17 protein-coding genes are annotated in these 20,166 nt (G+C 64.7%); 9 read left to right on the top strand and 8 right to left on the bottom strand.

Annotated elements, in window-relative coordinates; translation table 11 throughout:
* Positions 1-28 precede the first annotated feature (28 nt).
* Positions 29-3,475: a transcription-repair coupling factor gene (mfd, locus tag QWY79_RS00600; protein WP_290268852.1), complete on the bottom strand. Its 3,447-nt coding sequence runs from the start codon at positions 3,473-3,475 to the stop codon at positions 29-31.
* Positions 3,476-3,657: 182 nt separating this feature from the next.
* Between mfd and QWY79_RS00605 the strand changes: the two genes are divergently transcribed.
* The 8 genes from QWY79_RS00605 (at position 3,658) to nqrM (ending at position 11,825) form a co-directional block, all read left to right on the top strand.
* Complete coding sequence (locus QWY79_RS00605; protein WP_290268854.1) at positions 3,658-5,121, top strand: glyceraldehyde-3-phosphate dehydrogenase; 1,464 nt, start codon at positions 3,658-3,660, stop codon at positions 5,119-5,121.
* Between the two features lie 295 nt (positions 5,122-5,416).
* Positions 5,417-6,766: a Na(+)-translocating NADH-quinone reductase subunit A gene (locus QWY79_RS00610; protein WP_290268856.1), complete on the top strand. Its 1,350-nt coding sequence runs from the start codon at positions 5,417-5,419 to the stop codon at positions 6,764-6,766.
* Positions 6,766-7,992 carry an NADH:ubiquinone reductase (Na(+)-transporting) subunit B gene (locus tag QWY79_RS00615; protein ID WP_290268858.1) on the top strand — a complete coding sequence of 409 codons (1,227 nt, stop codon included), beginning with the start codon at positions 6,766-6,768 and terminating at the stop codon, positions 7,990-7,992. The genes QWY79_RS00610 and QWY79_RS00615 overlap by 1 nt, the downstream gene beginning before the upstream one ends.
* Entirely contained in the window at positions 7,992-8,804 is an 813-nt protein-coding gene (locus tag QWY79_RS00620) for a Na(+)-translocating NADH-quinone reductase subunit C (protein ID WP_290268860.1), read from the top strand. The genes QWY79_RS00615 and QWY79_RS00620 overlap by 1 nt, the downstream gene beginning before the upstream one ends.
* Positions 8,805-8,806: 2 nt before the next feature.
* Entirely contained in the window at positions 8,807-9,475 is a 669-nt protein-coding gene (locus tag QWY79_RS00625; protein WP_290268861.1) for an NADH:ubiquinone reductase (Na(+)-transporting) subunit D, read from the top strand.
* A 1-nt stretch (position 9,476) separates the two neighbouring features.
* Positions 9,477-10,094, top strand: a complete 618-nt coding sequence (nqrE, locus tag QWY79_RS00630; protein ID WP_290268863.1) for an NADH:ubiquinone reductase (Na(+)-transporting) subunit E — start codon at positions 9,477-9,479, stop codon at positions 10,092-10,094.
* A 70-nt stretch (positions 10,095-10,164) separates the two neighbouring features.
* On the top strand, positions 10,165-11,397 hold the full coding sequence (gene nqrF / locus QWY79_RS00635; RefSeq protein ID WP_290268865.1) for an NADH:ubiquinone reductase (Na(+)-transporting) subunit F: 1,233 nt from the start codon (positions 10,165-10,167) through the stop codon (positions 11,395-11,397).
* A gap of 170 nt (positions 11,398-11,567) precedes the next feature.
* Entirely contained in the window at positions 11,568-11,825 is a 258-nt protein-coding gene (gene nqrM, locus QWY79_RS00640; RefSeq protein ID WP_290268867.1) for a (Na+)-NQR maturation NqrM, read from the top strand.
* Between the two features lie 57 nt (positions 11,826-11,882).
* Here the strand turns inward: nqrM and QWY79_RS00645 are convergent, their stop codons facing one another.
* The 6 genes from QWY79_RS00645 to leuS form a co-directional block, all read right to left on the bottom strand.
* The gene (locus QWY79_RS00645; protein ID WP_290268869.1) at positions 11,883-12,314 is read right to left on the bottom strand and encodes a DUF488 domain-containing protein; all 432 of its coding nucleotides are present in this window, start codon (positions 12,312-12,314) and stop codon (positions 11,883-11,885) included.
* A 24-nt stretch (positions 12,315-12,338) separates the two neighbouring features.
* The gene (locus QWY79_RS00650) at positions 12,339-13,280 is read right to left on the bottom strand and encodes a PA2778 family cysteine peptidase (protein WP_290268871.1); all 942 of its coding nucleotides are present in this window, start codon (positions 13,278-13,280) and stop codon (positions 12,339-12,341) included.
* 14 nt (positions 13,281-13,294) lie between these two features.
* Positions 13,295-13,684, bottom strand: a complete 390-nt coding sequence (locus tag QWY79_RS00655; protein ID WP_290268873.1) for a PA2779 family protein — start codon at positions 13,682-13,684, stop codon at positions 13,295-13,297.
* 181 nt (positions 13,685-13,865) lie between these two features.
* Complete coding sequence (holA, locus tag QWY79_RS00660) at positions 13,866-14,924, bottom strand: DNA polymerase III subunit delta (RefSeq protein WP_290268875.1); 1,059 nt, start codon at positions 14,922-14,924, stop codon at positions 13,866-13,868.
* Positions 14,925-14,933: 9 nt separating this feature from the next.
* The gene (locus tag QWY79_RS00665; RefSeq protein ID WP_290268877.1) at positions 14,934-15,425 is read right to left on the bottom strand and encodes an LPS-assembly lipoprotein LptE; all 492 of its coding nucleotides are present in this window, start codon (positions 15,423-15,425) and stop codon (positions 14,934-14,936) included.
* Between the two features lie 21 nt (positions 15,426-15,446).
* The gene (gene leuS, locus QWY79_RS00670) at positions 15,447-18,038 is read right to left on the bottom strand and encodes a leucine--tRNA ligase (protein WP_290268879.1); all 2,592 of its coding nucleotides are present in this window, start codon (positions 18,036-18,038) and stop codon (positions 15,447-15,449) included.
* 230 nt (positions 18,039-18,268) lie between these two features.
* Between leuS and QWY79_RS00675 the strand changes: the two genes are divergently transcribed.
* Positions 18,269-18,787 carry a zinc ribbon-containing protein gene (locus tag QWY79_RS00675; RefSeq protein WP_290268880.1) on the top strand — a complete coding sequence of 173 codons (519 nt, stop codon included), beginning with the start codon at positions 18,269-18,271 and terminating at the stop codon, positions 18,785-18,787.
* Between the two features lie 16 nt (positions 18,788-18,803).
* Here QWY79_RS00675 and QWY79_RS00680 read toward each other — a convergent pair whose 3' ends face one another.
* Positions 18,804-20,147, bottom strand: coding sequence for a hypothetical protein (locus tag QWY79_RS00680; RefSeq protein WP_290268882.1), 1,344 nt, complete (start codon positions 20,145-20,147; stop codon positions 18,804-18,806).
* Positions 20,148-20,166 lie beyond the last annotated feature (19 nt).

Genomic DNA, 20,166 nt, shown 5'->3' on the forward strand with positions numbered 1-20,166 from the left:
TCGTCACCCGGGTGAGGAAAGTACGCATTCAGGCGGCTTCCGCCTTGCGGTTGAGCATGTCCAGCAGCTCCTCGACGCAGGCGAAGCGTTGGGTCTCGTCCTGCATGTCGGCCGAAAAGCGCAGGGTGTCGGCACCTTCCAGCCGGTAGGTGTCGGGCTGATGCTGGATCAGCTCGACCAGTGCCAGGGGGTCGACCGGCGTCTGGGCGGAAAAGATCACCCGACCACGCTCGCTGCCGGCCTCGAGCTTGAGGATCCCCAGCCGTTCGGCGCGCTGGCGCAGCCGCGTCTGGCGCAGTAGCGTCTTGACCGAATCCGGCAGCAGGCCGAAGCGGTCGACCATCTCGACCTGCAGTTCCTTGAGGTCGGCCTCGTTCTCGGCATGACTGATGCGCTTGTACATGACCAGCCGCTGCTGGACGTCATGCAGGTAATCGTCCGGGATCAGGGCCGGCAGGTTCAGGCTGAGCTCGACGCCCTCGTCGAGCGGGGCCTCGATATTGGGCGTCTTGCCGTCGCGGATGGCCTTCACGGCCCGGTCCAGCATCTGCATGTAGAGGCTGTAGCCCAGGGCTTCCATCTGCCCGCTCTGTTCATCGCCGAGCAGCTCGCCGGCGCCACGGATCTCCATGTCGTGGCTGGCCAGGGTGAAGCCGGCGCCCAGATCCTCGGCCTGGGCGATGGCTTCGAGGCGCTTGGTGGCGTCGCGGGTCATGGCGCGCGGCGGCGGGGTCAGCAGATAGGCGTAGGCCTGATGATGACTGCGGCCGACGCGGCCGCGCAACTGGTGGAGTTGGGCCAGCCCGAACTTGTCGGCCCGCTGGATGACGATGGTGTTGGCGCTGGGCACGTCGATGCCGGTCTCGATGATGGTCGAGCATACCAGCACATTGAAGCGCTTGTGATAGAAGTCGGACATCACGCGTTCCAGCGAACGCTCCGGCAACTGGCCGTGTGCCACCCCGACCCGGGCGTCGGGTACCAGCTCGCGCACCGTCTCGGCCGCGGTCTCGATGGTCTTGACCTCATTGTGCAGGAAGTAGACCTGGCCGCCACGCAGGATCTCGCGCAGGATGGCTTCCTTGATGACGGCCTCGTCGCGCTGCTGGACGAAGGTCTTGACCGAGAGACGCCGCGCCGGCGGGGTGGCGATGATCGACAGGTCGCGGATGCCGCTCATGGCCATGTTCAGCGTGCGGGGAATCGGCGTGGCCGTCAGCGTCAGGATGTCCACCTCGGCGCGCAGCTGCTTGAGTCGTTCCTTCTGGGCGACCCCGAAGCGGTGTTCCTCGTCGATGATCAGCAGGCCCATGTTGGCGAACTGCATGGATTTGGACAGCAGCTTGTGGGTGCCGATGACGATGTCGGCGCGTCCATCCTCGATACGCTGCTTGGCCGCCGCCTGTCCCTGACCGCCGGTAAAGCGTGATACCAGCTCGATGTTCACGGCGGTGTCGGCGAAGCGGTCGCGAAAGTTCTCGTAGTGCTGGCGGGCCAGCAGGGTGGTGGGGACCAGCACCACCACCTGGCGGTCGGAGTGCACGGCGAGGAAGGCAGCGCGCATGGCCACCTCGGTCTTGCCGAAGCCGACATCGCCGCAGACGACGCGGTCCATGGGGCGCGGTGCCGTCATGTCGCCGACCACGGCCTCGATGGCGGCGCGCTGGTCCGGGGTTTCCTCGAACGGGAAGCTGCCGGCGAAGCGAGCGTAGTCGCTGTCCGGCATGGCGCAGGCGAAGCCCTCGCGTGCCTCCCGGCGGGCGTAGACATCGAGCAGCTCGGCGGCGGTGTCGCGGATCTTCTCGGCGGCCTTCTTCTTGGCCTTGTCCCACTGTTCCGAGCCCAGGCGGTGCAGGGGTGCCAGGTCGTCGTCGACGCCGGCATAGCGGGAGATCATGTGCAGGCTGTCGACCGGCACATAGAGCTTGGCGCCATCGGCGTATTCCAGCGACACGAACTCGGCGGCCTGGCCGCTGGCTTCGATGGTTTCCAGGCCCTGATAGCGGCCCACGCCATGCGCCTGGTGCACCACCGGCGCCCCGGGGCGCAGTTCCGACAGGTGGCGAATGGCCAGCTCGTCGTTGTCGGTGGCCTTTTCGCGGCGCCGGCTCTGGCGGACTACCTCGCCGAACAGCTCGGTCTCGCTGATGACCGCCAGGTCGGGGGAGTCGAGCCACAGTCCGGCGTCGATGGTGCCCTCGGTGATCGCCAGGCGCTGCTCGCTGGCGAGAAAGGCGGGGAAGTCCTCGACATGCGGCAGCTCCAGGCGCAGAGGGGCCAGGGTCTCCTCGAGGGCCTCGCGTCGCCCGCGGGACTCCGCCACGAACAGGATGCGGGTCGGATGATCGGCGAGAAAGCCGGACAGCGATGCCAGCGGCTCCCTGGCCCGGGCGTTGACCGTGACCTCCGGTACCGGACGCGCCGCCGGCAGGATGGCGTGCGGGTGTTCGGGGTCGTCGGTCAGCTCGACCCGGGGGAGGCGCTTGATGCCGGCAAACACCTCGGCAACCGGCACGAAGGCTCTGTGTGGCGGCAGCAGGGGCCGGGTGGGGTCGACCCCGAGGTTCTCGTAGCGACTCTCGATGGCGGCCCAGTGGTGCTCGGCGGCCTCATGGACCCCCGGGGTCAGGGCGACCCGCGACTGGCTGGAGAGGTGGTCGAAGAGGGTGGCGGTCTCCTCGAAGAACAGGGGTAGATACTGCTCCAGGCCCGGAGAGGGGATGCCCTTGAGGGCGTCCACATAGAGCGGACACTGGCGCGGATCGACATCGAAGAGCGTTTCGAAACCCTCGCGAAAACAGGCAATCGCCCCGCGTGACAGCGAGTACTCGTGGGCCGGCAGCAGGTCGAGGCGTTCGATCCGGTCCTGGCTGCGCTGGGTGTCCGGATCGAAGCTGCGCAGGGTATCGACCTCGTCATCGAACAGATCGATACGCAGCGGGGTGTCATGGCCCATGGGGTAGAGGTCGATGAGAGCTCCCCGCAGGGCGAACTCGCCGGGCTCGTAGACCGTCTCCACGGCCCGGTAACCGGCGCGGGACAGGCGTTCGCGGAAGCCTTCGCGATCCAGCGTCATGCCGACCTCGAGGGTCATGACCCGGCCGGCGATGTAGTCGACCGGCGGCAAGCGTTGCATCAGGGTGTTGACGGGCACCAGCACGATGCCGTGTTCGCCCTCGTGCAGGCGGCGCAGGGTCCGCAGCCGGGCCGAGACGATGTCCTGGTGGGGCGAGAAGCTGTCGTAGGGCAGGGTTTCCCAGTCGGGGAAGGGCAGGACCGGCAGATGCGAATAAAAGGCCAGGTCGCCTTCCAGGCGCTGGGCGGCGGCCGTGTCGGCGGTGATGACCAGCAGCGGCGCGTCCTCGGCCAGATGCGCCAGGGCCAGGGCCGTGGCGCTGCCCGGCGGTGTCTGCCAGTAGAGGGTGTCACGCAGCCCTTGAGGACGACGAGGGTCGAGTGGCGAAAAGGTCGTCATGATGTCGGTCGCGTCGTGTCGAGTGGGTCAATGCCGGCATCATACCAGCCCGGTGGATCATGTAGTGAGACAGCCGTTGTTGTAATCCGCCTACACCGCCTGCGACCATCCCGTGATTGCTCTTCACGGGCCGGCCTCGGATAATGCAGTGCGTTTTTCCATCCCCGATAAAGAGGCCTCACGTGAGTCAGCAATCCCTCGATACCGTCTTCCAGGAGTGGCACGACAACCAGGCGATTGCCGAGCAGATGATCCCGTTGATCGGCAGCCTGTATCGCTGCAACAACGTGGTGACCACCATGTTCGGGCGTTCACTCTTCAACCGCAGCGTCATCCGGATCCTCAAGGATCACCGCTTCGTCCGCAAGATCGAGGGCACCGAGCTTTCCGTCCAGGACACCTTTCCGCTGATTCGGGCCATGCAGAGCCTCAACCTGGGGCCGGCGCACGTCGACGTCGGCAAGCTGGGCGTGGCCTTCAAGCATCGTGGCGGCGGCGATGCCGAGGCCTTCCTGCGCGAGGAGCTGGCCGAGATCGTCGATGGCCATGACCCGGATGCCGGCACCGGCCAGCCCAAGGACGTGGTGCTCTATGGCTTCGGCCGCATCGGCCGCATCCTGGCACGCGTGCTGGTGGAAAAGGCCGGGGGCGGCAATCTGCTGCGCCTCAAGGCCATCGTCGTGCGGGGCCGCGGCGACATCGCCAAGGACCTCGAGAAGCGCGCCAGTCTGTTGCGTCGCGACAGTGTGCATGGTCCCTTCGACGGCACCATCAGCGTGGATGCCGAGGCCCGCACGCTGACCGCCAACGGCAATGTCATCAAGGTGATCTATGCCGACTCGCCGGCCGAGATCGACTATACCGACTACGGCATCGACAATGCGGTGGTGGTCGACAACACCGGCATCTGGCGCGACGAGGCGGGTCTCGGCCAGCACCTGGAGTGCCGGGGCGTGGCCAAGGCCCTGCTGACCGCGCCGGGCAAGGGCGATGTCAAGAACGTCGTCTATGGCATCAATCATCAGGACATCACCGGCGACGATCGCATCATCTCGGCGGCGTCCTGTACCACCAATGCCATCGTGCCGGTGCTCAAGGTGGTCAATGACGAGTTCGGCATCGCCCACGGCCATGTCGAGACCGTGCACTCCTATACCAATGACCAGAACCTGATCGACAACTACCACAAGGGCGATCGCCGCGGGCGCAGTGCACCGCTCAACATGGTGCTCACCGAAACCGGTGCCGCCAAGGCCGTGGCCAAGGCGCTGCCGGAGCTCGATGGCAAGCTCACCGGCAATGCCATTCGCGTGCCGACGCCCAATGTTTCCATGGCGATTCTCAACCTGACCCTGGACAAGGACACCGATGTCGAGACGCTCAACGACTATGTGCGTCGCATGTCGATCGGCTCCGATTACCAGAAGCAGATCGACTTCGTCGACTCGCCCGAGGTGGTGTCCACCGACTTCGTGGGCAATCGCCATGCCGGCATCGTCGATGCTCAGGCGACCATCGCCAATGGCAAACATGTCGTCCTGTATGTCTGGTACGACAACGAATTCGGTTACAGCTGCCAGGTGATCCGCATCCTGCAACAGGTCTCCAACGTGAGCTTCCTCAAGCTGCCCCGCGCCCAGGCATGACCCCTGCCGCCGCCCCGGCCTTTGCCCGGGGCGGCCATCCCCGCTGTTGTCCCGCCCTCGAGCCCCTCCTTGCACGCCGCATGCTGCCCCGGATGTCGCGCAACGACGTCACCCAACCCGGATTGCGACCTTAGGTCGGTAGTCAGGGGACTGGCTTCTCTTTATAATATCCATGATTTTCGGGGTGGTCCGAGTGCATCTCGGGCCTGACTGGTAACATTCTGACAACCAATAGAATCTGAACCCGTTCGTACCCCTTTCCTTCGTATATCCGATCCATCAACTGGGCGAGACTATGATCGAAGTCAAGAAAGGCCTGGATCTCCCCATCACGGGGGCCCCGGAACAGCGTATCGAGGATGCGCGTCCGGTACGCCACGTGGCCGTACTCGGTACCGACTATATCGGCATGAAGCCGACCATGGAGGTCCGGGAGGGGGACAAGGTCAAACTGGGCCAGCTGCTCTTTACCGACAAGAAGATCGAGGGTGTGCGTTTCACGGCACCTGCTGCCGGTGAGGTCGTGGCCATCAACCGTGGCGAAAAACGCAAGTTACTGTCCGTCGTGATCAAGGTCGACGACACCGAGGAAGCGGAATCCTTCACCGCTCACGGTCGCGACAAACTGGAATCCCTCGAGCGCCAGACCGTGGTCGACCAGCTGGTCGAGTCGGGGCTGTGGACGGCGCTGCGCGGGCGGCCCTACTCGCGGACCCCGGCGCTGGATGCCGAACCCGAGAACATCTTCGTGACGGCCATCGACACCCACCCCCTGTCCGCCGACCCCGGCGTGATCATCAACGAACAGTCCGAGGCCTTCGCGGATGGTCTGAAGGTGCTCAAGCGGCTCACCCAGGGCAGTGTCTTCCTGTGCGGCGCGCCGGATGCCGACCTCCCGGGCGGTGACGTCCAGGGCGTCGAGACCGAGACCTTTGCCGGGCCCCATCCGGCAGGCCTGGTCGGCACGCACATCCATCATCTCTCGCCCGTGGCCTTGCACAAGTCGGTGTGGCACATCGGCTATCAGGATGTCATTGCCTTCGGCAAGCTGTTCGCCGAGGGCAAGCTCGACGTCGACCGGGTGGTCGCCGTGGGTGGCCCGCGTGCCCAGCAGCCACGCCTGCTGCGTACCCGCATTGGGGCCAGTACCGAGGAGCTGCTCGACGGCGAGGTCGTGGATCCCGAGGATACCCGGGTGATCTCCGGCTCGGTGTTCTCGGGCTTCACCGCTGAAGGCAGCCTGCGCTACCTGGGGCGCTTCAACAGTCAGTTCAGCCTGATCGAGGAGGGCAACAAGCGCACCCTGATGGGCTGGCTGTCGCCGGGCAGCGACCGGCATTCCGTGATGGGGATCTATCTCTCGAAGATCAAGGGCCTGAGCAACTATGCGCCGACCACCTCCACCAATGGCTCGGAACGTGCCATGGTGCCGGTAGGGGTCTATGAGGAAGTGATGCCGCTGGACATTCTGCCCACGCAGCTGTTGCGTTCGTTGATTGTCGGTGACATCGAGACGGCCATGCAGCTTGGCTGTCTGGAGCTGGATGAGGAAGACCTGGCGCTGTGCACCTATGTGTGCCCGGGCAAGTACGAATACGGTCCCATCCTGCGCGATAACCTCACCACGATCGAGAAAGAGGCCTGATGATGGGTATCCGACAGACACTCGACAATCTTGAGCCGCACTTCCACAAAGGTGGCAAGTACGAGCAGTTCTATCCGCTGTATGAAGCGGTGGACACCATCTTCTATACACCGCCCAGTGTCGCCAAGACCACGGCGCATGTGCGTGACGGTATCGACCTGAAGCGCATCATGATCACGGTCTGGCTGTGCACCTTCCCGGCCATGCTCTTCGGCATGTGGAATGCCGGCTGGCAGGCCAACCTGGCGATCGGCGATGGCTTCGGTGCCGCCAGCGGCTGGCGTGAGGCCATTGTCATGACCCTGGGCGGCGGGCATGACGCGGGCAGCCTGTGGAGCAACTTCGTGCTCGGGGCGACCTATTTCCTGCCCATCTACCTGGTGACCTTTGCGGTCGGCGGCTTCTGGGAAGTCCTGTTCGCCATCAAGCGTGGCCACGAGGTCAACGAGGGCTTCTTCGTCACCTCGGTGCTGTATGCGCTGATCCTGCCGGCGACCATTCCGCTGTGGCAGGTGGCTCTGGGCATCACCTTCGGGGTGGTGATCGGCAAGGAGATCTTCGGCGGTACCGGCAAGAACTTCCTCAACCCGGCGCTTACCGGCCGTGCCTTCCTCTACTTCGCCTATCCGGCTCAGCTTTCCGGTGACGCCGTCTGGGTGGCCGCCGATGGCTATACCGGCGCGACGGCCCTGTCGACGGCCTTCCAGAGCGGCATGAGCAGCCTCACGGATCAGTTCAGCTGGTGGGATGCCTTCCTCGGGTTCATTCCCGGCTCGGTGGGCGAGACCTCCACCCTGGCGATCCTGATCGGCGCGGCCGTGCTGCTGTGGACCAAGATCGCCTCGTGGCGCATCATGCTGGGCGTCTTCCTGGGCATGGTGGTGACCAGTGCGCTGTTCAACCTGCTGGGCTCGGATACCAACCCGATGTTCGCGATGCCCTGGTACTGGCACCTGGTCGTCGGCGGCTTCGCCTTCGGCATGGTGTTCATGGCCACCGATCCGGTATCCGCTTCCATGACCCAGCAGGGGCGCCTGATCTTCGGTGCACTGATCGGTGTCATGACCGTGCTGATCCGCGTGGTGAACCCGGCCTTCCCGGAAGGCATCATGCTGGCGATCCTGTTCGCCAACCTGTTCGCCCCGCTGATCGATCACTTCTTTGTTCAGGCCAACATCAAGCGTCGTCAGCGGCGTACTGGTGATCCGGTCGAGGAGAATGCCTGATGGCACAGAGCAACAACTCCATCAAGAAGATACTGACGGTGGCGTTTGCACTCTGCATCGTGTGCTCGATCATCGTGTCCACCGCTGCAGTGGCCTTGCGCTCCAAGCAGCAGCTCAATCAGGAGCTGGACCGCAAGACCAACATCCTCAACGTCGCGGACCTCTACGAGCCGGGCGATGATGTGGCGGAAGAGTTCCAGAAGATCACGCCCAAGGTCGTCGACCTGCGCACCGGCGAGTATACCGACGAGTTCGATCCCGACGACTACAGTGGCTTCGAAGCCGCTCGGGATCCGGCCCAGTCGCGTACGCTCTCGGGCGAGAAGGACATTGCCGGCCTGTCGCGTCAGGAAAACTACAGCACCGTCTACCTGGTGGGCGATCCTCAGGACCCCGAACAGCTGATCCTGCCGATTCGCGGTCAGGGCCTGTGGGGGCTGATGCGTGGCTACCTGTCGGTGGAAGGTGACGGCAACACCATCGTCGGCATCACCTACTACTCGCATTCCGAGACGCCGGGTCTGGGTGCCAAGGTCGACACGCCGCGCTGGAAGTCCAAGTGGCCAGGCAAGAAGATCTATGGGGAAGGCGGCGACGCCGAGCCGGCGATCGGCCTGGTCAAGGGCGGCGCGACCGAGGACACGGAAGTCGATGCCTTGTCCGGCGCCACACTGACGAGTAATGGTGTCAGCAACATGCTGGAATTCTGGCTGGGGCCGGAAGGCTTCGGTAGCTTCCTTGCCAAGTTCCGCGATGGCATTGATCAGGAGGCTGTCGATACGGCTTCCACTGACGAGACTGAAGGAGCCTGAAGATGTCTGCACCGACTGCCAAGGGCGTCCTGACGACGCCAATCTTCAAGAACAACCCGATTGCCCTGCAGATTCTCGGGATCTGCAGTGCGCTGGCGGTAACCAGCAGCATGAGCGTGTCGCTGGTCATGTCGCTGGCGGTAATCTTCGTGACGGCCTTTTCCAACTTCTTCGTCTCGTTGATCCGCCATCACATTCCGTCCTCGATCCGTATCATCGTCCAGATGACCATCATCGCTTCATTGGTCATCGTGGTGGACCAGATTCTCAAGGCCTATGCCTACGAGATGTCCAAGCAGCTGTCGGTCTTCGTCGGCCTGATCATCACCAACTGCATCGTGATGGGCCGCGCCGAGGGCTTCGCCATGACCAATTCGCCGGGGCTGTCACTGCTGGATGGTGTCGGCAACGGTATCGGCTATGGCTTCATCCTGATGACCGTCGGCTTCTTCCGTGAGCTGTTCGGTTCCGGCAGCGTGTTCGGCTTCACCGTGCTCGAGCCGGTGGCCACCGGTGGTTGGTACGTGCCCAACGGCCTGATGCTGCTGCCGCCCTCGGCATTCTTCATCATCGGCCTGATCATCTGGGTGCTGCGCGCCATCAACCCGGAACAGGTCGAGGAGAACGAGTTCGAGATGAAGGCCAACACCCAACCGAAGGAGGCCGTGTAACATGGAACATTATCTGAGCCTTTTCGTTGCTTCGGTCTTTGTCGAGAACATGGCCCTGGCATTCTTCCTGGGCATGTGTACCTTCCTGGCGGTCTCCAAGAAGGTATCCTCGGCGTTCGGCCTGGGGATTGCCGTCATCGTGGTGTTGACCATTACCGTGCCGGTCAACAACCTGATCCTGACCTATCTGCTGGGCGAGGGTGCGCTGACCTGGACCGGGATTCCCGGCGCCGCGAACATCGACCTGACCTTTCTCGGCTATCTGAGCTACATCGGCGTTATCGCGGCGATCGTGCAGATTCTCGAGATGTTCCTCGACAAGTATGTCCCGGCGCTCTACAACGCCCTGGGGGTCTTCCTGCCGTTGATCACCGTGAACTGCGCGATCCTCGGTGCGACCCTGTTCATGTCCGAGCGTAACTACAACCTCGGCGAGTCCGTGATCTACGGACTGGGCGCGGGTGTCGGCTGGGCGCTGGCGATCACCGCCCTGGCCGGTATCCGCGAGAAGCTCAAGTACAGCGACGTGCCCGCCTCACTGCAGGGCCTGGGCATCACCTTCATCACCGTCGGCCTGATGTCGCTGGGCTTCATGTCCTTCTCCGGCATTCAGATCTAAGGTGAGTCGTGTTCTGCCGGTGGCCATCGCGCCACCGGTCACCAGGCAACGCAAGCAATAGGAAACCGACATGGTTGATACAACAGTCATATTGCTCGGTGTGGTCATGTTCACCGTGGTCATCATCGGTCTGACGGCAGTGATCCTGGGCGCGCGCAGCAGGCTCGTGAGTACCGGGGATGTCGCCATCGAGATCAACGGTGATCCCGAGCACACGCTAACGACCCAGGCGGGGGGCAAGCTGCTCAACACCCTGGCCGCCAACGGGATCTTCCTGTCTTCCGCCTGTGGTGGTGGCGGCTCCTGCGCCCAGTGCCGCTGCCGCGTGGAAGAAGGCGGTGGCTCCATCCTGCCCACCGAGGAATCGCACTTCACACTGCGCGAGAAGAAGGAAGGCTGGCGCCTGTCCTGCCAGGTACCGGTCAAGCAGGACATGAAGATCGAGGTGCCGGAAGAGGTCTTCGGCGTCAAGAAGTGGGAATGCGAGGTCATCGAGAACCCCAACGTCGCCACCTTCATCAAGGAGCTCAACCTGCGCCTCCCCGAAGGCGAGGAAGTGGACTTCCGGGCAGGGGGCTATGTGCAGCTGCTGGCGCCCCCTTACGACATCAAGTTCTCGGACTTCGAGGTCGAGGAAGAATATCGTGGCGACTGGGAGAAGTTCGGCCTCTTCGATGTGTCGCACAAGAACAACGAGGAGATCATCCGCGCCTATTCCATGGCCAACTACCCGGAAGAGAAGGGTATCCTCAAGTTCAACGTGCGTATTGCCACGCCGCCGCCCAACACCAGCCATCCGCCCGGTGTGATGTCGACCTATGTGTTCAACCTCAAGCCGGGCGACAAGGTCACCGTCATGGGGCCCTTCGGCGAGTTCTTCGCCAAGGACACCGATGCCGAGATGGTCTTCGTGGGCGGTGGTGCCGGCATGGCACCGATGCGCAGCCACATCTTCGACCAGCTCAAGCGCCTGGATACCAAGCGCAAGATCAGCTTCTGGTACGGGGCTCGCTCCTGGCGCGAGACCTTCTACAATGAAGAGTATGACAAGCTGGCCGAAGAGCACGAAAACTTCGAATGGCACCTGGCGCTGTCCGATCCCCTGCCGGAAGACAACTGGGAAGGGGCGACAGGCTTCATCCACAATGTGTTGTACGATGAGTACCTCAAGGACCATCCGGCCCCCGAGGACTGCGAGTACTACATGTGTGGCCCGCCCATGATGAACGCTTCCGTCATCAAGATGCTGGTCGATCTTGGTGTCGAGCCGGAAAACATCATGCTCGACGACTTCGGCGGCTGATACGCCGGGTCAGCCAGGGCCGGCCGGTGTGCCGGCCCTGTGCTTCTGGTCGGGTATGCCGATAGCAAGAAGCTGTCGGCATACCCGACAAGGAGTGCAGGGGATCACATGACCGGATGTCGTGGTCATAAATGATAGACCCCCATGTCTTTTCAATCTGGAGCTATGCCATGAGTACTTTTCTGGTTGTTCTGGCAGTGATGCTGCTTATCGTGGCCGCCATGGCCGTGGGCGTCATCCTGGGACAGCGACCCATTCAGGGCTCCTGCGGCGGTCTCAACAATCTGGGCCTCAAGGAAGGCTGTGAGGTCTGTGGTGGCCAGGACAAGGTCTGTGAGGAAGAGAACCGCAAGCGCGGCGGCCTGCGTCGCAGCAGTGACGAGAACAGCGGCGCCGATCTGGGCTATGATGCCAGCTCTCGGCGTTGATCCATGCCGACCATGACGTGAACCACACAACCCCGGCCACGAGCCGGGGTTGTGCGTTCAGGCATCGTGCTGATGCTCCTGCGTCATAAAGCAGGGCGATGAGGCAGGCTCGCGATCGGAGGCATCCTCGTCGTCCAATGCCGCCAGCACCGCTTCCTTGAGAACCGGCAGGTGCGAGGCGTCCAGGTCACGAGCCGCCGAGAGCAGGGTCAGGCGACCCTGGCGGGCCAGTCGCATCAGCGGCAGCAGGCTATCCGGGGTATCGCGCAACTCGCCCCGGTAGCGGGTGGCGAAGACGCCGAAGCTGATCTCCCCTTCATGGTAGAGCCGCCTCAGGGCCGGGGAGGGCGAGGCGTCGCGGTACCAGTCGGTGAGCGCCAGGGATTCGCGAAGCTTGCCGCGCGGCCATAGCCGGTCCACCAGAAGACGAGCGCCATCCTCTGGCTCGACGGGGTGATAGATTCGCTTCAACGCGATGTCGTAGCTCACTTCAGGCCTCCTTACCTGCTTGCTTTAGTCCAGTTGCCGCCGGGCGCGCTCCTGCCAGGGCCCGGGAAGTTCAGCGGCCCTGGCGATGGCCTGCCGGCCCGCGCTGTCCTGGCCCTGTGCCTGCAGCAGCAGGCCGAGATTCAACCAGGCGGCTCCCAGCGTCGGATCGCGATCCGTGGCGGCGCGAAAGGCGTCGATGGCGCCGTCGACAGCGCCGCTGGCGTGCCGGGCATTGCCCAGTGCGAAGTACGGCATCGCGGCATCGTCATGCCGCTCGGCCAGGGCCTGCCACGCCGGCAGAGCCGCCTCGGGCCCCTGGACGTCCTCGAAGTTGCTGATCGCCTGCATGCCACTGGTGACGTCGATACGCGCCGGCAATTCGCCGGGGGCCAGGGCGACCAGGCCCCAGCGTTGGCTGCGCGACCAGGTGGCATCGAAGCGGTCGAAGTCGGTGCGCTGGCGTGGTGACATGCCGCTGTGCAGGATCATCTGCTGCGCACGCCGATCGTATCCGATGGCGACGGCATAGTGCCAGACCGGCCACCAGGGCAGTGACAGGTTCTGCATCACGACCACCGGGTGTCCGGCTGCCAGCTCGCCGAGCAGGCCCTCGAAGCCGCCTTCCAGCAGGAAGGGAATGCGCCCCTGGCGACGCACCGTGGCGAGCATTTCCGGCTGCACACTGCCTTCCTTGCCGGGCAGGAAGACCTGGGGAATCAGGGTATCCACCTCCACGTCCACGCCGCTGGCGGCCAGGGCCATGGCCAGGGAGGCGGGGCCGCACTGATACTCGCGCTGGCCATGGAAGGGGACATCCTCGATGAGCGTGTCGGGGGCCAGGGTGCGAGACGCCTCGGCCGACAGGCTCGGTGTCGTGGCGCAGCCGCTCAGGCTGATGATCAGCAGCACCAACGCGAAGACGCCCGCTAGGCGGGCGTCCGGTATGGTGCGTGACGGCTGTTGCAAGGGGGAAATCGCCATCAGCGGGTGAACGGATAGACGTCGGTCAGGCCGAGGATATCGGTCACCAGCAGTATCACGAAGACGGCGAAGAGGGCGCCGACCACGCTGGCGCCGGCCGGCATCTGGTCGAGTCGATCGGCCATTTCGCTGACCTCGGCATCCGAGAGGGCGGCGACCCGGGACTTCACTTCATCGGCATCCACGCCCTGCAGCGTCAGCTGGCGCTGTACGTCTTCCCGGGCAAGCACCTCGCGGATGCGTTCGCGGTCCTGCTGAATGGTGCTGGCCTCCAGGACCTCGGCCGTGCCGACCAGGTCCGTTTGTGGCGAGGCGGCCACGGCCGGCAGACTGCCAAGGACCAGGGCGGCGATCAGCAATGGGCTGAGCAGGCGGGTGAGTCGTTTCATGTCGGGTATCCTTCAATCGAAAAGGGTGAGTGAGAACGGCTCTCGTCGGCTCCAGTCGAGGCATCCGTGCCCGATGATGGTTGCGATGATGCGCCAGATTATAGCGGAAGGCCAGTGCCTCCTGCACCTGCGTAATTGCGGTCTGCCGTGGTAGTACCGGAGTGACGATGCTGGCCTGCCATCAGGCACCGATGCGATACGACGAGGGCAACTCCGCCAGCGGTCCGCGTCCACCGGCCAGGGTCAATGCCAGGTCATGCAGGCCATCCCACAGCGGAATGCTGCCGGCGCCCTTGATGGCCAGATCCAGGCGCTGGGCGAACAGCAGGAGTTTATGCAGGCGTTTCATGGGCAGGCGCTTCAGGGCCTGCTGGTAGGCCGGGCGGCGCTTGTCGAAGATCGGTGGCTTCTGGGCCTTGCAGGCATGTTCCAGGCTTTGCCCCTGGTCGAGATGCTGCTGCAGGGAGAGTAACAGGCGCAATTCCCGGGTCAGGGCCCAGAGCACGATGGGCGGTTCCACCCCTTCGCCGCGCAGTCCGCTCATGATGCGCGAAACACGCGAGCGCTCGCCTTTCAGGCAGGCATCCAGCAGGGTGAAGACATCGAAACGTGCGCTGTCCTCCACGCCGCCGGTCACCTGCTGCGGCGAGACACGAGCGCCCGGCGGCAGCAGCAGGGCCAGTTTCTGCAGTTCCTGGTCGGCCGCCAGCAGGTTGCCCTCGGTACGCTCGCCGAGCACGCGGGCGGCATCCAGATCCAGCCCGAGATTGTGGCGCGAGGCGCGGTCGCGCAGCCAGTAATGCAGCCGCGAGGCGTCCACCGGCCAGACCGGGACGAAGAGGCCGGCCTTGTCCAGGGCCTTGAACCAGGCCGCCTTCTGCTCGCGATAATCCAGCCGGGGCGAAGCGATCAGCAGGACGTTGTCGCTGTTCGCCATGCCGTCGGCGTACTCCTTGAGTGCCTTGGCGCCTTCCTGGCCGGGCTTGCCGCTGAGGCGCAGCTCGATGAGCTTGCGCGAGGCGAACAACGACATGCTGGCGGCACTCTCGGTCAGGCGGCCCCAGGCGAAGTTGGCCTCGACATGCAGTACCTCGCGTTCCTCGATGCCATCGCGACGCGCTGCCTCGCGTACCGCATCACAGGCCTCCATGTGCTGCAGCGGCTCGTCGCCGGCCACGATGACCGCCGCTGGCAGCGAACTGGCCAGGGCATTCTCCAGCTTGTCGGCAAAGACCTTCATCACGCCTCCTCAGGCGTCGCCGAGCACATGCAGGCGATGGAAGAGCTGTTCCACGGCCGTGTCGCGCAGTCGCTCCCGGACCTCGGCACGCCTGTCATCCGCCGCGAGCAGGTTGTCGCTGCTGATCGAGAAGCGCTCCTGGACCTCGAGCTGCTGCTCCGCCAGGCGGTAGGCATCATCCGCACTGCGTTGCACCGAATAGGACACATTCAGCGTCATGTCGTATTCCTGATAGCCCGAATTGAGCACGCTCAGGCGCTGCTCGTGAAAGGTCTCGCGGCCCAGGTTGAGACGCAGGGGAGCGGCGTCGCCGACGGCGACACCCGAGGCCGTCAGGCGTTCCCGAACCAGGCGCGTGAAGGCGTCATCCGGGCCGGCCAGGTCCAGCTCGGCGAAAGGCAGGGCATCACTGCCCAGGCCGCGAAGCTGGAAGCCGCATCCGGCCAGCGCCAGGCTGGCGCCGGCGGCGAGAGAGAAGCGAAGCAGGCTGCGGCGCTGCATGAAGACTCCTTTGGCCGTCGCTCAGCCGACGACGATATTGACCAGCTTGCCAGGGACCACGATGACCTTGCGCACCGTCTGGCCCTCGATATGCCGCTGGACGTTCTCGTGGCTCATGGCCTGAGCCTCGATGCTTTCCTTGTCGGCATCCGCGGCGACCTCGAGGCGGGCCCGCAGCTTGCCGTTGACCTGCACCACCAGCTCGATGCTGTCCCGGGTCAGGGCGGATTCGTCGAGTGTCGGCCAGGCGGCATCGATGGCCGCTTCCGCGTGGCCCAGCTCGGACCAGAGAGCATGGCAGACATGCGGCGTGATGGGCGCCAGCAGCAGCACGCAGGTCTCGACGGCTTCACGGGCGACGGCCAGGCCCTGCGGTGAGGTATCGGTGAAGCGCCCGATGGCATTGGCGAGTTCCATGACGGCGGCGATGGCGGTGTTGAAGGTGGTGCGCCGGCCGATATCGTCGCTCGCCTTTTGAATGGTCTCGTGCGTCTTGCGGCGCAGTTCGCGCTGGTCGTCGTCCAGCGACCCGCTGTCCAGGCTGTCCAGGCTGCCCGGCGTGCCGGCTTCGAGGTGCTCGGCAACCAGCCGCCAGAGGCGCTTCAGGAAGCGGTGAGCGCCCTCCACGCCGGAGTCCGACCATTCCAGTGACTGCTCGGGCGGGGCGGCGAACATCATGAACAGGCGCACGGTATCGGCGCCGAAGCGATCGATCATGGCCTGGGGATCGACGCCATTGTTCTTCGACTTGGACATCTTCTCGATGCCGCCCATTTCCACCGGCTGGCCGTCCGACACCAGGATCGCGCTAACCGGCCGGCCCTTGTCGTCCCGGCTGACCTCGACATCGGCCGGATTGAACCACTGCTTGCCGCCATTGGCGGTGGGGCGGTAGTAGGTCTCGGCGATGACCATGCCCTGGGTCAGCAGACGCTGGAAGGGCTCATCGGCCTGGACCAGGCCGAAGTCGCGCATCAGCTTGGTGAAGAAGCGGGCGTACAGCAGGTGCAGGATGGCGTGTTCGATGCCGCCGATGTACAGGTCCACCGGCAGCCAGTGATCGGCGCGCTCGTCGAGCATCGCCGAGTCGTTGTCGGCACAGCAGAAGCGCGCGAAGTACCAGGACGACTCCATGAAGGTGTCGAAGGTATCGGTCTCGCGCACCCAGCCCTCGCCGAGATCGCTGAACTCGGGCATCTTCTTGAGCGGCGACCCCGAGGCATCGACGGTGACCTCCAGGGGCAGCGAGACCGGCAGTTCCTCGTCGGACAGCGGCACGGTCTGGCCCTCGGGGCCGTACTTGACGGGGATCGGCGCGCCCCAGTAGCGCTGACGGGCCACGCCCCAGTCGCGCAGGCGGTAGTTGGTCTTGACCTCGCCACGCCCCAGCTCGGCGAGCCTGGCGGCAATGGCATCGAAGGCCGCCTCGAAGTCGAGGCCATCGAACTCGCCGGAGTTGATCAGGGGGCCAGGCTCGACATGGGCTCCTGCCGAGAGATCCGGCGTCTGGCCGTTGGTATCGGCGATCACCGGCTCGATGGGGACCTCGTAGCGGGTGGCAAACTCCCAGTCACGCTGGTCGTGCGCGGGCACGGCCATGACGGCGCCGGTGCCGAATTCCATCAGCACGAAGTTGGCGACATAGATGGGCAGCTCACGGCCGCTGAGCGGGTGGACCGCGGTATGCCCGGTGAGCATGCCTTTCTTCTCGCGGGTGGCCAGATCGGCCTCGGAGGTGCCGCCCAGCGCGCACTCCTCGAGGAAGTCGGCCAGTGCCGGGTTATCCTCGGCGGCCGACCGGGCCAGGGGGTGATCCGCTGCCACGGCCATATAGGTCACGCCCATCAGGGTATCGGGCCGGGTGGTGTAGACCGACAGCGGTTCCAGGGCCTCGCCGCCGGCGCCGCGGGTGTCGAACGTCAGCTCGACGCCGCGGGATTTGCCGATCCAGTTGCGCTGCATGGTCTTGACCTGCTCGGGCCAGTCGATATGGTCCAGGTCGGCCAGCAGTTCTTCGGCATAGTCGGTGATCTTGAGGAACCACAGCGGGATTTCCTTGCGTTCCACCAGGGCGCCGCTGCGCCAGCCACGCCCCTCGATGACCTGTTCATTGGCCAGCACGGTCTGGTCGACCGGGTCCCAGTTGACCGTGGACATCTTCTTGTAGACCAGCCCCTTCTCGACCAGCCTGGTGAAGAACCACTGCTCCCAGCGGTAGTAATCCGCGTCGCAGGTCGCGAATTCACGGCTCCAGTCATAGGCAAAGCCCAGCGACTTGAGCTGGTCGCGCATGGCCTCGATGTTCTGGTGGGTCCAGCTGGCGGGCGGTACCTGGTTCTGTATGGCCGCGTTTTCCGCCGGCATGCCGAAGGCGTCCCAGCCCATGGGCTGCATGACATTGCGGCCCTGCATGCGCTGGTAGCGCGAGACCACATCGCCGATGGTGTAGTTGCGCACATGCCCCATGTGCAGCTTGCCGCTGGGATAGGGAAACATCGACAGGCAGTAGAACTTCTCGCGACTGGCATCCTCTATCGCCTTGAAGCACTGGTGCTTTTCCCAGAACCGCTGGGCATCGCGTTCGATATCAAAGGGCTTGTATTGTGCGTCCATCGCTGTATTCGGATACCTTGCTGGTCGAGGGCAACGCGGGCGACGCTGCGCGCGTCAGCGGGTCGATGTCAGCCGAGGCCACCCGGAGGATCCTTCGCGAGGCGGAATCTGCTTGATTCACCGACGGCGTGCCGTCTAAATGGAAAATGTGTCGGCCAGCAAGGATACCCCAGGAGCCCGGGTTCCGGCTATGGGCCGGCGAATGTCAGGCGCCACACGAGGAGAATGTCATGAGCGACCATCCGGATCCGCGTCATCAGGATCACCGCCTCAAGGCGGCCTACGAACGCATGCTGGGGCGCCTGAAGGAAGGGGCCGGGGATCTCAATCGCGAGAACCTGCAGCATGAGCTCGATGAAGCCGTCGAGTTCGAGGCCGAGGTGGAAGAGTTCACCCGCGATGAGCTGGCGCTGCTGCGCGCCTGGGTCGAACGCGACCTCAAGGAGATGCGCCGTTACCTGAGCGCCGGCGGCGAAGGCGTGGCCAGCTGGCTGGGCATCGACCTCTCGGCTCTGTCACGCACGGTCACCGAGGCGCTGTTCTCGATCGCCGACCGCAGTCGTATCGAGCGCGAGCGCCTCGAGGATGACCTGGAGGCCTCGCGCGCCGACTACACGGCCGGGGAAATGGCCGTGCCGGGGCGCATGGCCTGTGTGCATTGCGATGCCATTGTCGAGCTGACCGGCGTGGAGCGTATCGAGCCCTGCCACAAGTGCGGTCATCGTTATTTCGTGCGTGCGCCGAGCTGAGGCATGCCCGCGCGCCTCAGTCGGCCAGCAGCCACAGCACCGCTACCACCAGCAGCGCCATGACCAGCGCATAGCCCAGGTTATGGCGCATCATGCGGGTGCCGCTGACGTCGTAACGGCCCTGCAGTGAGAGGTTGATGCCCGACAGCGGGCCGACGCTGGTGCCGATGGCCCAGGCGCTGAGCGCCACGAAGGCAAACAGCGTCTGCTCGCCGGGGGCCAGTTCGAGCATCGACGCCAGTACCGAGACCCCGATGATGGGGTGCAGACCGGCCACGGCACTGGCCACGATGGCCAGGAAGCTCAGGCTGGCCTGGGCGATGCCGAAGTCGGCAAACAGGGTCCAGCCGCTGCCGGTGGCGGCATCCAGCAGGGTCGAGAGGCCCTGCGTCAGCAGCCCGGCGCACAGGAAGAGAGAAATCTCGCCGCGCATGGCCGGCAGCCGGGTCAGGGTATGCTGGCGCAGCCGATACAGGGTCCAGGCGGGGCCGCGGCTCAGGTTGGTGGCCAGGGCCACGCTCGGCATCAGGAAGGTGATGATGCTGACGATGGACAGCTGCGGAGTCAGCCCGTAGTGGAAGAGCATCACCAGCCCGGCCATGGCCACCGGCATCAGCAGGCTGCGGGGTGACATCGAAAAGCCGGCCGTGGCGCTCAGGTCGAAACGCCGGGGCAGTTCCAGCAGAGTCAGCAGGCCGGAGCACAGCGCCAGTGGCAGGCCGTGCATGACGACAGTGGCATAGTCCATCTCGGGCGCCAGGGTCATCACGATGCCCATGGAGGCGAAAAAGGGCGACCACCAGGCGGCACTCGATAGGCCGCGATTCAGCCCCAGCAGTTGGGGCATGCTCAGGGGGCCGCGGCGCTGCAGGCGGTCGCCGACCATGAAGACCGTCGACAGGTTGAGGATGGTGCCCAGCAGGTGCACGCCCAGCCAGGTTCCGGCGAGTCCGCGGCGCCCGGTGATCGCCTGGCCGCCGGGCGGCCGTGACTGGCCACGCAGGTTGCCGATCAGGCCGATGAAGCTGACCCCGACCAGCATGGCGACCACATAGGTATTGCCATCCAGGATGGCCCACCACGCGATATCGGCATCGAAGACCAGACGCGCGACCAACAACAGGCTCAGCCCGATCGCCGCGAGCCAGCCTGCCTGGCGGCGGTTGCGGGGCGGCAGGTCGCGCCATAGCAGGGCGGTACTCAACCACAGGAGGTAGCCGACCCCATGCGGGGCGAGCGTGATGCCGGCAAACTGGGCGATCTGCAGGGCGAGGCCGGCGACGATGGCCAGGCCGGCCAGGGCATGGCGCCAGGCCACCCGTTCGGCGGGCGAGTGATCGGGATCGGCTTTCCGGGACATGGTCGAGGCCAACGAAATT

The organism is Halomonas sabkhae, from assembly GCF_030409265.1.
GTDB classification, from domain to species: domain Bacteria; phylum Pseudomonadota; class Gammaproteobacteria; order Pseudomonadales; family Halomonadaceae; genus Halomonas; species Halomonas halmophila.